A 12,590-nucleotide genomic window follows, 5' to 3' on the forward strand; every position below is an offset into this window, starting at 1 on the left:
GGGCCCGGTCCCTACGACGAGACGAGCGCCCCCGGCCCGGTCTCTACGACGAGACGAGCGCCCCCGGCCCGGTCTCTACGACGAGACGAGCGCCCCCGGCCCGGTCTCTACGACGAGACGAGCGCCCCCGTGTCGACCGGGGTCGTCGCCGTAGCCGCTCGCTCCGCGTCCGGGGAGACCTCGGCCGCCGTCAGGACGTACCCCGTCCCCGCGTCCGACGTGGAGCGGGCGAACACCACGCCGTACACCTTCCCGCCCGTCGTCAGCAGCGGGCCGCCCGAGTTGCCGGGCAGCACCGTGGAGCGGATCGAGTAGATCTGGCGCGTCACGTTCCCGGAGCCGTAGATGTCCTGGCCGCCCGCCCGGATGGTGTCGGCGACCGTGGCCGCCTGGAGGTCGAGGCCGCCGTTCTGCGGGTAGCCCGCCACGACCGCCGCGTCACCGCGCGAGGCGCTGTCGTCGAGGGGGAGGACCGGCGCCCGCAGCTCCGGCACGTACAGCACGGCCACGTCCTTGTCCGGGTCGAACAGGACGACCTTCGCGGCGTACGCGCGGCCGACCCCGCCGACCCGCACCGAGGGGTCGTCGATGCCCGCCACCACATGGGCGTTGGTCATGACGTGCTCGGCCGCGTACACGAAACCGCTGCCCTCGCGGCCCTGCGTGCCCGAGGAGCCCTCCACCTTGACGGTGGAGCGCTGCGCGGCCCGGGTCGCCGCCGCCGTCACATTGTCCCCGGAGGGCTTCGCGACCTCGGCCGACGGCTCGTCCGCGAACGGGTCGAAGACCTGCGGGAAGCCCGCCGAGGTGAGCGCCCCGGTGGCCCGCGAGAACCAGGCCGGGGTCGACGACGGCATCGTGTCGTGGACCGCGCCGAGCACCGCCGAGCCCCGGATCGCCTGGTTCAGGGCCACCGAGGACGACGCCGCGAGGACGCTGCCCGCCACCCACGCCACGACCAGCACGGCCACCGCGCCCGCGGCCGCGCCGCCGATCCCGTCCGCCACCCGCAGCGGTCCCGGCGCCCGGTCCATCCCGCCGCGCACCCGCACCGCGAGCCGTCCGGCCAGCGCCTGCCCGGCCACCGCGGGCAGCAGCACCGTGAGCACGGCCGCCACCGTGGCCGTCGACGTACCCCGCGTGACGGAGTCCATCACGAACGGCAGCAGCCATACGCCGATGACGGCACCGCCGACGAATCCGGCCAGCGAGACACAGCCCGTGAGCAGCCCGCGCCGGTAACCGGAGACGGCGTAGGCGAGCGCCAGCACGATCAGCGCGATGTCGAGGACATGTATCTGCAGGTCCATATCGGTAACAAACGACCGCGGGCCCCGTACTGGTTCCGCCAACTGGCAGACATGTGGTCGACCGCACAGCTCACGGGCGCCGGAGAGTGGGAGGCGTGCGTGTCATGCGGAGGGTGTGGTGCTGTGTTCCCGGGGCCCTGGTCCTCGGGCTCCTGGTGCTTGCCGCCGTCCTGATCGACCGCTCCGCACCCTCGGACGCCGGCCCGGGCGCCGGCACCGCGGCCCGGGCCGCCGCCAGGGTGCACACCGCCGCACAGCCGCGCATCGTGCGCCGCGAGCAGTGGCTGGCGGGCATGGACACCTACGAACGGGACCCCGTCCGGTACGCGGACCGCGTCGTCGCCGTCTTCATCCACCACACCGACTCGCCGAACGGCTACGACTGCGCCGACTCGCCCCGCATCATCCGCTACATCTACGCGGGCCAGGCCGGCAGCAAGGAGTGGGACGACATCGGCTACAACTTCCTCGTCGACCGCTGCGGCACCGTCTTCGAGGGCCGGGCCGGCGGCGTCGGGCGGGCGGTCGTCGGCGCGCACACCCAGGGCTTCAACGGGAAGACGGCCGGCATCGCCGCGATCGGCACGTTCGGCAAGGGTGTGCAGGTGCCGCGGGCGATGGCCGACTCGATCGCCGCGCTCGCCGCGTGGAAGCTCGGCCTGTCCGGAGTCGACCCGCGCTCCACCGTGCGGCTGAAGTCCACCAACAGCCTGAGCCGGTTCGAGAAGGGCACATCCGCCGACTTCCGCGCGATCTCCGGACACCGCGACGGCTACGAGACCTACTGCCCCGGCGAGGCCCTGATGGCCGAACTCCCCGCGATCCGCGCCCGGGCCGCCCGCCTCCAGAACCGCCCCTGAGACCCCGCGACGCGCCTTGACCCTAGGCGGGCCGCAGCGTCCCGCCGCCGTTCAACCGGTACGTCCTCCCGCCGAGCCCCGGGCTGGAGCTCCGGTCGTACGTCACCGAGTACCCGTTCCCGTCGATCGAGTCGGCGACGCTCGCCCCGGAGTTCAGCTCCAGCCCCTTGACCCAGGAGTCCTTGGCCACCGACCACTTCGCGCGCCCGTCGAGCGTCAGCGACGCGCCCGCGACCGCCCCGTCCAGCCTGGTCGAACCGGTCAGGTCCAGCGTGGCGGAGCCGTTGGAGACGAGCACGTCACCCTTCAGCTTCTCGTTGTCCGCCGTGAACGTCGCGATCCCCTTGTCGCGGACGCGCAGCAGCGCCCCGCCCTTCGTCTTCAGCTCCGCGCCCCCGCGCACCTCGATGTCCGCCACGGCCTGCCGGACCGAGAAGAGGTCACCGTCCGCCGCCTGGACGGACCCGCCCGTCATGGAGAACGACGCCGTGTCCTCGCCCCGCAGCACCACGCCGCCCGCGGCCGCGGTGGCCCGCACGTCCTTCAGGCTGAGCGAACCGCCGGACTCCACGGTGAACGCCTCCGAGTTGGCCAGGTCGAACAGCGTCCCCTTGACCGACACGTCGCCGGCCGTCTGCACCCCCGGCGAACCGCACCCCGCCGACGTCATCGTGCCGCCCGACACCGTCACCTTCCCGCCGCCCGGGCCGACCGCGACCGGGGCGGCCTGCGCGCCGGCCGTGTCGACCTCCACGTACGTCAGGCCGACCTCGCCGCCGTAGGAGGCCGACACGCCACGCGCGGACCCGCCCGTGGTCTTGATGATGTTCCCGCTGAGCGTCGCCCGCGCGTCCTTACCCGACGCGAACACGGCGGTCGCGCCCTTCCCCTTGGTGATGAGCTTGCCACCGGACAGCGCAAGGCGGCCGCCGTCGCGGGCCAGCGCCGCCGCGTTCAGACCATGGTTGCCCGACGCGTCCACGGACGTCGTGGAGCCCCGCTTGCTGATCTTCGAGTCGCGGGTCGACACCTGCCCGGAGCCGGAGACGAGCACCGCCGACACATCACGCTTCTTCGCCCTGAACGACTTCTTCCGCGGCGCCGCCTTGTCACCGCTCTCCCGCGCGTACGCGCCTGTCGCCGCCGGTGTCGCGTCCGCGCCCTCCTCGGAGGCGGGCGGATCCGTCACGCACCGCGCGCCGCTCGCGGTGGCGGCCGGCGAGGCCACCGGAGGCGCGGCCGTGCTGCCGTCGTCGGAACAGCCTGCCAAGGAGGACAGCGTCAACGGAAGCAGCAGTACGGAGACGGCGGTCGCGGTACGGCGACGCCCCGGGCGGCGCGGGAGTCCCTGGTATTTCATGGCCCTACGTTCACACTTCACGCTCCGCCCGGCACGCCCGGGGTGTCCGGAGCGAAGACGAGCAGCGTCAGATCGTCCCGTACGGTGCCCGCGAACCGCAGCACGTCCCGCCACACCGCGTCCGTCAGCGCCGCGGGTTCCTCGGCGGCGTAGTGCGGTAGCCGTGCCGTCAGCGGATAGAAGCGGCCCGACGCGTCCCGCGCCTCCGTCACCCCGTCGGTCAGGGCGAGCAGCCGGTCACCGGCCCGGAGTTCCACCGTCAGCCGCTTCGGCGCGGCGAGCCCGCCGATGCCGAGGCCCAGCGGTGACCCGGACGGCACGGGCAGCTCCGTCACCTGCCCGCCGCGCAGCAGCAGCGGACACGGGTGGCCGCAGCTGACGATCCGGACGGTGCGGGAGTCGTCGGGGAACTCCAGCAGCACCGCCGTCGCGAACAGCTCCGCATGCTCGTCCTGCGCGGCGTCCACCACGAGCCGGCGGTCGAGCCGCGCGGCGACGCCCTCCAGATCCGGCTGGTCGAGCACCGCCTCCCGGAACGCGCCGAGCAGCCCCGCCACCGTGCCCACCGCCGACAGACCGTGCCCCTGCACGTCGCCGACGACCGCCCGCACCCCGCGCGGCCCGCGCCGCACGTCGAAGAAGTCGCCGCCGACCAGCGCCCCGCGCTGCGCCGCCCGGTACAGCCCCGCGCAACGCACCGTCCCCACCCGCTCGGGCAGCGGCGGCAGCACCGCGAACTGGGCGGCCTCCGCGACCGTGCGCACCGTGACCAGCTGCTCGTCGCGGCGGCTGCGCACCCACGCGATCAGCACACTCAGCACGGACACGAACATCACGGTCAGCACATCGCTGTTGCCCGGATGCCCGAACCCCGTCGGGGGCAGCGCCAGGATCACGACGACCAGGCCCCCCAGCAGCGCCGTGGCCGCGGGCCCGTACGACAGCGCGGCCAGCGGCGGGATGGCGGCGAGCAGAAAACCCAGCTCAAGGTGCTGCTCGGTGCCGGCCTGGAGGGCGCCGAGCCCGATAAGCAGCACGACCGGCAGCCAGCGCACCCAGCGCGGCGGCGGCGCCCCGCGCAGCCACGCGCGCTCCTCCCCGTCACGGCGGCGCGCCATGGGCCAGGTCATGCCGGCGGGCTCCCTTCGCGACGGGCTCACTGCTCAACCCTGCTACGAGTCGCGGACCTGCGCACTCCGCCGGGCGCCGTCGCGCAGCGCCTGCCCCATCAGTACGTCGTCCACGTACTCCCCGTCGAGCAGGAACTCCTCGGGCAGCACGCCCTCGACGACGAAACCCTCGGCCTCGTACAGCTTGCGGGCCGGGGTGTTGTGCCCGAGCACCCGCAGCGTGATCCGGCGTGCGCCCAGCCGCCGGGCCTCCTCGACCGCGGCCCGCACCAGGGTCCGGCCCACGCCGTGGCCGCGCGCCTCGTCGGCGACGGCGAGGCCCTGGATCTGCCGGACGTGCGCGTTCGCGGGCAGCGGGGTGGGGCGGACGAGCCGGACGTAGCCCACGACACGCCCGGCGAGTTCGGCGACGAGATGGTCGCGCGGGCCGAACCGCTCGCTGAAGAACGCCGGGTAGGGCGGCCGGTCCCGCGGCTTGACGGCGTGCAGATACGACCAGGTGTCCCGGTCGAGGCGGCCCAGAGCCTCGTCGTCGTCCGGTACGGCGAAACGTATGAGGGGCTGCGGCAGCGACATGCGCGCCACTGTACGACCGGCAGGATGGAGGCATGACACGTATCGCGGTGGCCGGCGCCTCCGGCCTCATCGGCTCGGCCCTCGTCCGTTCCCTGACCGCCGACGGACACGAGGTGCTGCGGCTGGTCCGCCGGGACCCGCGCGCGGCGGACGAGGTCCGCTGGGACCCGAAGAAGAGGCAGATCGACGCGGACCGGCTCACCGGCTGCGAGGCCGTCGTCAACCTCGCGGGCGCCGGTGTCGGCGACCACCGGTGGACGGAGAGCTACAAGCGGGAGATCCACGACAGCCGCGTCCTCGGCACCACCACCCTCGCCGAGGCGGCCGCCGCCCTTCCCACCCCGCCCCGCGTCCTCCTCAACGGCAGCGCGGTCGGCTACTACGGCTCCACGGGCAGCCGCGCCGTCGACGAGTCGGCCCCCGCGGGCGAGGGGTTCCTGCCGTCCCTGTGCGTGGAGTGGGAGGCCGCCACCGCCCCCGCCCACCAGGCCGGGATCCGTACGGTCCTGGCCCGCACCGGACTGGTCGTCTCCCGCTCCGGCGGGGCCTGGGCGAAACTCTTCCCGCTCTTCAAGGCGGGGCTCGGCGGGCGCCTGGGCGACGGCCGCCAGTACTGGTCGTACATCGCGCTGCACGACCACGTCGCGGCGCTGCGGCACTGCCTGGACACCGAGAGCCTGTCCGGCCCGGTCAACCTGACGGCGCCGCACCCCGCGACGAACCGCGAGGTCACCGCCGCGATGGCCCGCGTCCTGCACCGGCCGGCCCTCTTCCCCGCCCCGGCGCCCGCGCTCCGCCTCGTGCTGGGAGAAATGGCGGGGGACGTACTCGGCTCCACCCGCGCGGTACCGACCCGTCTCCTGGAATCGGGCTTCGAGTTCGCGTTCCCTGGCGTGGATCAGGCGATCAGCGCGGCGTGAGTGCGATCCGCGGGCCCGGTGGGGGCGGGCCGCGCAGTTCCCCGCGCCCCTGGAGCATGCGGCTTCGCCGCAGCCCCAAGAGGGCGCACGAAGTGCGCCTCGCAGGGGCGCGGGGAACTGCGCGACCAGCCCCCACCGGACCGGCACCCGACCGACGCCCCACCGGAGCCCCGGACCACCTAGCCGAACCGCTCCGTCAATCGCGGATAAAGCCGCGCCAGCGCCCCCGCATCGTCGAAGTCGATCAACGTCCCCTCAGGCTCCGCAGGAGGAGGCGGGATCCCCAGATCCGGCGCGACCGCCCCGGTCAGCTCCTCGTACGCCTCGTCCGCCGCGAACCCGAGCTCCTCGCCGTCCCCGTCCACGTCCTCGTCGAAGTCGCGGACCGACTCCGCCAGCGAGTCGGGATCGTGCAGCGCGCCCTCGAAGACCTCCCGGCCCTGCCCGATCAGCCAGCAGCGGAAATAGTCGAACGCGTCGTCGCTCGCCCCGCCGAGGAGCACATGCGCGGCGCCCCACAGGTCCCAGCGGTAGGCGCGGTTGTAGCGGGACTCGAAGTGCCGGGCGAAGTCGAGCACCGAGTCGGGGTCGGACCGCAGCAGTCTGTCGACGAGCAGCTCGGCGTGGTCCTCGGGGTCGCCCTCGGCGGCCTCGCGGGTGCTGTCCACGATCTCCCAGAACTCGGTCTCGTCCATCACGGGACAAGCATCGGCCCTGGGCCCAGGGGGCGCACGCCGAGCGCCGTACGTGCGCCACTTCGTTACGCGAGCACATGCCCTGGGCACCCCGCGAAAGGCCGGCTTCCCGCGCCCGGGCGCTCAGCCGTACCACCCGCGCATCCGCCGCGCCGCCAGCGCGAACCGCTCCCGCAGCGGAGCCGGAGCCACCACCTCCGCTTCCGGTCCGAGCGCCATGAGCTGGGTGTACGCGACCTCCTCCGACTCCACCGGCAGCGTCACCGTCACCCGGCCGTCGGCGTCCGCCGCCCCCGCAGACTCCACGGCCTCCCGCGCGGACGCGCGGTCCGTGGCGTACGGCAGCTGTCGTACGCCCTCGGCCGTCAGCCGTACGACCACCTCGGCCCGCAGGATCGACCGGGCGAACTGCGCCGACCGCTCGTCCCAGAACGCGGGCAGGTCGAACCGCTCGTCCCGGACGAACCGCTCGTCCCCGGCCGCCACGGACGTGAACCGCTCGACGCGGTACACCCGCTGGTCCGCCACCGTCTCCTCCCCGCCGCGCACGGTCGCCGCCAGGTACCAGACCCCCGCCTTGAGCACGAGCCCGTACGGCTCCAGCTCCCGCTCCACCAGGGCGTCCCGCTCCCTCGGACGCCGGTACGCGACCCGGATCACGCGGTCGTCCCACACCGCCTCCGCGATCACGGGCAGCAGCTCGGGCGTCCGCGGCTCCTGGAACCAGCCCGGCGCGTCCAGATGGAACCGCTGCGCCGCCGTCCGCGACGCGTCCCGCAACGACGGCAGCAGCGCGGCCGACACCTTCAGCCGGGCCGCCGACGCCGCGTCGTCCAGGCCCATCTCGCGCAGCGCCCCCGGCACCCCGGACAGGAACAGCGCCTCCGCCTCACCGCGGGCGAGGCCGGTCAGCCGCGTCCGGTAGCCGCCGATCAGCCGGTAGCCGCCGGCCCTGCCCCGGTCCGCGTAGACCGGAACGCCCGCCTCCGACAGCGCCTGCGCGTCCCGCGTCACCGTCCGCTCGCTCACCTCCAGCTCGCGTGCGAGCTCGGCCGCGGTCATCGACGGCCGGGACTGGAGAAGCAGCACCATCTTGATCAGGCGGGCAGCACGCATGCCGCCATCATGGACCGTCCCACCGACAGGCCGGCCGCAGGAGTCAGCCCGCCGTGGTGAAGTGCATGACCGCGAACGCCGCGCCCTGCGGGTCGGCGAGGAGCGCGAACCGGCCGGTGGGGATCGTCGTCGGCGCCACCAGGACCCGGCCGCCCAGCTCCTCGCAGCGCGCGGCGGTCGCGTCCGGGGCATCCACGGCGACGTAGAGATTCCAGTGCGAGGGCACCTCGGGCCGGAACTGTCCGGTCGACATGTCGACGACCCCGCCGAACGCCTCGTCGGCGACCGTCCACTCGGTGTACGTGGCCTGCCCGCCGTCCCCGAAGGGCCGCTGCCGCGTGCCCCAGCCGAGCACCGACTGGTAGAAGTCCACCGCGCCCGGACCGTCCCGGGTGAGCAGCTCGAACCAGCAGAAGCTGCTCGGCACGTTCACCGCCTCGAAGCCGGCGTGCCGCAGCGGCTCCCACAGGCCGAACTGCGCACCCGACGGGTCCTGGCAGACCGCCAGCCTGCCCTGCCCCAAGGTCGGCACCGGGCCCGCGAGGACCCGGCCGCGATTGCCCCGCACGCGCGCGGTGACCGCCTCGACCCCGCTGGACTGGAAGTACGGCAGCCAGGCCGAGGGCTGCCTCGGATCCGACACCGGGCCGACGCCGGCGACCAGCTGGCCGTCCTCGGCGTCCAGGGCGAACATGCTGTACCCGTCGGTGGCCTGGTCCTCCACCAGCCGCGAACGCCAGCCGAACAGGGCCTCGTAAAAAATCCGGGCCCCGTCCGTGTCCGTGGTGGACAGGTCGGCCCAGCAGGGGGCGGAGGGGGTCTTGGAGATCTGCACGCGATGCCTCCCACGGACGCCCCCCTGGGGCCACTTCCGACCCGGCGACGCGTCCATTCACGCACGCGTGCCCCGCCCCGGCAATCGGGACGGGGCACGCAGTACTTACTGCGGTGCTTACAGGCCGTAGCGCTCGCGCGCCTCCTTCACGGCCGTCGCCTTGACCTCGCCGCGCCGGGCGAGCTGGGCGAGCGCCGCGACGACGATCGACTCGGCGTCGACGCCGAAGTGCCGGCGCGCGTCCTCACGGGTGTCGGAGAGGCCGAAGCCGTCCGCGCCCAGCGAGGTGTAGTCCTGCTCGACCCACTGCGCGATCTGGTCCGGGACCTGGCGCATGTAGTCGGAGACGGCCAGGACCGGGCCCTGCGCGGAGGCGAGCGCCCGACGCACGTACGGGATCCGCTCCTCGCCCTTCAGCAGCGCCTCGTCGGCCTCCAGGGCGTCGCGGCGCAGCTCGGTCCAGGAGGTGGCCGACCACACGTCGGCGGCCACGCCCCACTCCTCGGCGAGCAGCTGCTGCGCCTTGAGCGTCCAGTGGATGGCCGTACCGGAACCGATGAGGTTGATGCGCGGAGCATTCGCCACCGGCGAGAGCCCGGCGGTCTCAGCGGTGTTGAAGCGGTACAGGCCCTTGATGATGGCCTCGTCCAGACCGGCCACGGACGGCTTCGCCGGCTGCGGCATCGGCTCGTTGTAGACGGTCAGGTAGTAGAAGACGTCCTGGTCCTCGCCCGGCTTGGCCTCGCCGTACATACGGCGCAGGCCCTCCTTCATGATCGTGGCGATCTCGTAGGCGAAGGCCGGGTCGTACGACAGGGCCGCCGGGTTGGTCGCCGCGATCATCGGCGAGTGACCGTCCGCGTGCTGGAGACCCTCACCGGTCAGCGTCGTACGACCGGCGGTGGCGCCGACGACGAAGCCGCGGCCCATCTGGTCGGCGAGCTGCCAGAACTGGTCGCCGGTGCGCTGCCAGCCGAACATCGAGTAGAAGATGTACAGCGGGATCATCTGCTCGCCGTGCGTCGAGTAGGACGTGGCAGCGGCGATGAAGTCGGCGAGCGAGCCCGCCTCGTTGATCCCCTCGTTGAGGATCTGGCCCGACTCGGACTCCTTGTAGTACATGAGCTGGTCGCGGTCGACCGGGTCGTACGTCTGCCCCTTGGGCGAGTACAGACCCAGCGACGGGAACAGCGACTCCATGCCGAAGGTGCGCGCCTCGTCGGGGATGATCGGCACCCAGCGCTTGCCGGACGTCTTGTCCCGTACGAGGTCCTTCAGGAGCCGTACGAGCGCCATCGTCGAGGCGACGGACTGGGTACCGGAGCCCTTGTCGAACGACGCGAACGCCTTGTCGGCGGGGGCGGGCAGCGGGGCGAGCGGCTGCGTACGGCGGGCCGGGGCCGGACCGCCGAGGGCGGCACGGCGCTCGGCGAGGTAGCGCAGCTCGGGGGAGTCCTCGGCGGGACGCGCGTACGGAACGACACCGTCCTCGAAGCGGCTGTCCGGGATCGGCAGGTCAAGGCGGTCACGCATGTCCTTGAACTCGTCGATGGTCAGCTTCTTCATCTGGTGGTTGGCGTTCTTGGACTCGAAGCCCTTGCCGAGCGTGTAGCCCTTGACGGTCTGCGTGAGGATGACCGTCGGGGCGCCCTTGTGCTCGACGGCCGCCTTGTACGCCGCGTACACCTTGCGGGGCTCGTGACCGCCGCGGGAGGTGTGGAAGCACTCGGAGATCTTGTCGTCGGACAGGACCTTCGCGAGCTCGGTCAGCGCCGGGCTCGTACCGAAGAAGTTCTCGCGGATGTAGGCGACGTCGCGCGTCTGGTACGTCTGGAACTGGGCGTCCGGGACCTCACGGAGCCGCTCCAGAAGCGCGCCGGTGGTGTCGAGCTGGAACAGCTCGTCCCAGGCGTTGCCCCACATCGACTTGATGACGTTCCAGCCGGAGCCGCGGAACTGGGCCTCGAGCTCCTGCACGACGCGGAAGTTCGGGCGGACCGGGCCGTCCAGGCGCTGCAGGTTGCAGTTGATGACGAACGTCAGGTTGTCGAGACCCTCGCGGGCCGCGAGGGTGAGCGCCGAGGTCGACTCGGGCTCGTCCATCTCGCCGTCGCCGAGGAAGGCCCAGACGTGGGAGTTCGAGGTGTCCTTGATGTTCCGCGCGGTCAGGTAGCGGTTGAACCGCGCCTGGTAGACGGCGGACAGCGGGCCGAGGCCCATGGAGACCGTCGGGAACTCCCACAGCCAGGGCAGGCGTCGCGGGTGCGGGTACGACGGCAGGCCGTCGCCCCCGGCCTCGCGGCGGAAGTTGTCCAGCTGGGCCTCGGAGAGGCGGCCGTCGAGGAAGGCGCGGGCGTAGATGCCGGGAGAGGCGTGGCCCTGGATGTACAGCTGGTCGCCGGAGCCGTCGCCCTCCTTCCCGCGGAAGAAGTGGTTGAAGCCGGTCTCGTACAGCCAGGCGGCCGAGGCGAAGGTGGCGATGTGCCCGCCGACGCCGTGTTTGCTGCCGCGCGTCACCATCGCCGCCGCGTTCCACCGGTTGTACGCGGTGATCTTGGCTTCCATCTCCATGTCACCGGGGAAGTCCGGCTCGGCGGAGGTGGGGATCGAGTTGATGTACTCGGTCGACAGGAGCTTGGGCAGCGGCAGGCCGCCGGCCTCGCCGCGCTCCAGCGTGCGGCGCATCAGCTGCGCGGCACGGTGCGGCCCGGCCGCCTTGGTAACGGCGTCCAGGGAGGCCTGCCATTCGGCGGTCTCCTCGGGGTCGCGGTCCGGGAGCTGGTCGAGCTCGCTCGGCTGGATGCGCATGGGGTCGGTCATAGTCGCCGCACGCCTTCCTGAGTCGAAGGGGGTGGGGGTGCCCTTGGTCTTTGGCAGGACAGGGCGAGGGTCCCGGTGGAGACCCGACAATGACAATAACTCCGTGATCGATGATCGATCAAAGGGTTGAAGGGCAAAACCTCTTCAGATCGAGAAAGTAGGCACAAGGTGCCACGAGCAGGGGCACTCCGTGCCCCGCCAGGGGCGCGGGGAACTGCGCGACCAGCCACATACGGCGATCACGGCGCGACGCACCGCACATGGCAGACGGCATCGGCATCACGGGCGGGGCGCACACCCGAGAACATGCGCCTTCACCAGCGCCGCGATCTCCGGATCCCGCCGCCGGAACGCCGCGACAAGCTCCTCGTGCTCCTCCGCGTAGGACTGCTGCACGGTCCCCAGCCACCGGATCGACAGCGCGGTGAAGACCTCGATCCCGAGCCCCTCCCACGTGTGCAGCAACACCGAATTGCCCGCGGCCCGCACCAGCTCCCGGTGGAACCCGACGGTGTGCCGCACCTGCGCGGTCCCGTCCGCGTCCTGGTCCGCCCGGTACAGCGCCGCGACGTGCGGCTCGAGGGCGGCGCAGTCCTCGGCCAGCCGCTCGCAGGCCAGCTCCGCGGCGATGGCCTCGAGCCCGGCCCGGACCGGGTAGCTCTCCTCCAGGTCCGCCGCCGAGAGGTTGCGCACCCGCACGCCCTTGTTGGGCGCCGACTCGATCAGCCGCAGCGACTCCAGCTCGCGCAGGGCCTCCCGTACCGGCGTCTGGCTGACCTCCAGCTCGGTGGCGATCCGCCGCTCCACGATCCGCTCACCCGGCTTCCAGCGGCCGCTGACGATCCCCTCCACGATGTGCTCGCGGATCTGCTCGCGCAGCGAGTGGACGACCGGCGTGGTCATGAGGGCTCCTCCGGAGGGCCAAGGGAGTTGACGTCTAGACAATACGGCGGCGCCCCCCCCCCCCC

At 72.8% G+C, this 12,590-nt stretch carries 11 protein-coding genes; 2 read left to right on the forward strand and 9 right to left on the reverse strand.

What is annotated here, in order from left to right:
* Positions 1-107: 107 nt before the first annotated feature.
* Complete coding sequence (locus ABD366_RS18170) at positions 108-1,310, reverse strand: MarP family serine protease (protein ID WP_411293688.1); 1,203 nt, start codon at positions 1,308-1,310, stop codon at positions 108-110.
* Positions 1,311-1,414: 104 nt separating this feature from the next.
* On the opposite strand from ABD366_RS18170, the gene ABD366_RS18175 reads away from it, so the two are divergent.
* Positions 1,415-2,170, forward strand: a complete 756-nt coding sequence (locus ABD366_RS18175) for a peptidoglycan recognition protein family protein (protein WP_324768571.1) — start codon at positions 1,415-1,417, stop codon at positions 2,168-2,170.
* A gap of 22 nt (positions 2,171-2,192) precedes the next feature.
* Here ABD366_RS18175 and ABD366_RS18180 read toward each other — a convergent pair whose 3' ends face one another.
* Genes ABD366_RS18180 through ABD366_RS18190 form a run of 3 tightly spaced genes read right to left on the reverse strand, consistent with a single transcriptional unit; the run spans position 2,193 to position 5,236 of the window.
* Positions 2,193-3,530: a hypothetical protein gene (locus ABD366_RS18180; RefSeq protein WP_324768567.1), complete on the reverse strand. Its 1,338-nt coding sequence runs from the start codon at positions 3,528-3,530 to the stop codon at positions 2,193-2,195.
* A gap of 17 nt (positions 3,531-3,547) precedes the next feature.
* Complete coding sequence (locus tag ABD366_RS18185) at positions 3,548-4,660, reverse strand: PP2C family protein-serine/threonine phosphatase (RefSeq protein WP_324768565.1); 1,113 nt, start codon at positions 4,658-4,660, stop codon at positions 3,548-3,550.
* 42 nt (positions 4,661-4,702) lie between these two features.
* Positions 4,703-5,236 carry a GNAT family N-acetyltransferase gene (locus ABD366_RS18190; RefSeq protein WP_324768564.1) on the reverse strand — a complete coding sequence of 178 codons (534 nt, stop codon included), beginning with the start codon at positions 5,234-5,236 and terminating at the stop codon, positions 4,703-4,705.
* Between the two features lie 32 nt (positions 5,237-5,268).
* On the opposite strand from ABD366_RS18190, the gene ABD366_RS18195 reads away from it, so the two are divergent.
* On the forward strand, positions 5,269-6,156 hold the full coding sequence (locus ABD366_RS18195; protein WP_324768563.1) for a TIGR01777 family oxidoreductase: 888 nt from the start codon (positions 5,269-5,271) through the stop codon (positions 6,154-6,156).
* A gap of 179 nt (positions 6,157-6,335) precedes the next feature.
* Here the strand turns inward: ABD366_RS18195 and ABD366_RS18200 are convergent, their stop codons facing one another.
* From ABD366_RS18200 to ABD366_RS18220, 5 genes are all read right to left on the reverse strand, one after another.
* Positions 6,336-6,851 (reverse strand): DUF4240 domain-containing protein, encoded by a 516-nt coding sequence (locus tag ABD366_RS18200; RefSeq protein ID WP_324768570.1) that lies wholly within the window; start codon positions 6,849-6,851, stop codon positions 6,336-6,338.
* Positions 6,852-6,974: 123 nt separating this feature from the next.
* Complete coding sequence (locus tag ABD366_RS18205) at positions 6,975-7,967, reverse strand: helix-turn-helix transcriptional regulator (protein WP_324768562.1); 993 nt, start codon at positions 7,965-7,967, stop codon at positions 6,975-6,977.
* Between the two features lie 43 nt (positions 7,968-8,010).
* On the reverse strand, positions 8,011-8,802 hold the full coding sequence (locus tag ABD366_RS18210) for a VOC family protein (RefSeq protein WP_324768560.1): 792 nt from the start codon (positions 8,800-8,802) through the stop codon (positions 8,011-8,013).
* 117 nt (positions 8,803-8,919) lie between these two features.
* Positions 8,920-11,622, reverse strand: a complete 2,703-nt coding sequence (aceE, locus tag ABD366_RS18215) for a pyruvate dehydrogenase (acetyl-transferring), homodimeric type (RefSeq protein WP_324768559.1) — start codon at positions 11,620-11,622, stop codon at positions 8,920-8,922.
* A 279-nt stretch (positions 11,623-11,901) separates the two neighbouring features.
* Positions 11,902-12,525 carry a GntR family transcriptional regulator gene (locus tag ABD366_RS18220; RefSeq protein WP_324768558.1) on the reverse strand — a complete coding sequence of 208 codons (624 nt, stop codon included), beginning with the start codon at positions 12,523-12,525 and terminating at the stop codon, positions 11,902-11,904.
* Between the last annotated feature and the right edge of the window lie 65 nt (positions 12,526-12,590).

It is taken from the genome of Streptomyces kunmingensis (assembly GCF_039533535.1).
GTDB classification, from domain to species: Bacteria; Actinomycetota; Actinomycetes; order Streptomycetales; family Streptomycetaceae; genus Streptomyces; species Streptomyces kunmingensis.

Bases quoted from the DNA above. Each gene is read 5' to 3' on its own strand.
- ABD366_RS18170 (WP_411293688.1), bottom strand. From the start codon at position 1,310: ATGGACCTGCAGATACATGTCCTCGACATCGCGCTGATCGTGCTGGCG.
- ABD366_RS18175 (WP_324768571.1), top strand. From the start codon at position 1,415: ATGCGGAGGGTGTGGTGCTGTGTTCCCGGGGCCCTGGTCCTCGGGCTC.
- ABD366_RS18180 (WP_324768567.1), bottom strand. From the start codon at position 3,530: ATGAAATACCAGGGACTCCCGCGCCGCCCGGGGCGTCGCCGTACCGCG.
- ABD366_RS18185 (WP_324768565.1), bottom strand. From the start codon at position 4,660: ATGACCTGGCCCATGGCGCGCCGCCGTGACGGGGAGGAGCGCGCGTGG.
- ABD366_RS18190 (WP_324768564.1), bottom strand. From the start codon at position 5,236: ATGTCGCTGCCGCAGCCCCTCATACGTTTCGCCGTACCGGACGACGAC.
- ABD366_RS18195 (WP_324768563.1), top strand. From the start codon at position 5,269: ATGACACGTATCGCGGTGGCCGGCGCCTCCGGCCTCATCGGCTCGGCC.
- ABD366_RS18200 (WP_324768570.1), bottom strand. From the start codon at position 6,851: ATGGACGAGACCGAGTTCTGGGAGATCGTGGACAGCACCCGCGAGGCC.
- ABD366_RS18205 (WP_324768562.1), bottom strand. From the start codon at position 7,967: ATGCGTGCTGCCCGCCTGATCAAGATGGTGCTGCTTCTCCAGTCCCGG.
- aceE (WP_324768559.1), bottom strand. From the start codon at position 11,622: ATGACCGACCCCATGCGCATCCAGCCGAGCGAGCTCGACCAGCTCCCG.
- ABD366_RS18220 (WP_324768558.1), bottom strand. From the start codon at position 12,525: ATGACCACGCCGGTCGTCCACTCGCTGCGCGAGCAGATCCGCGAGCAC.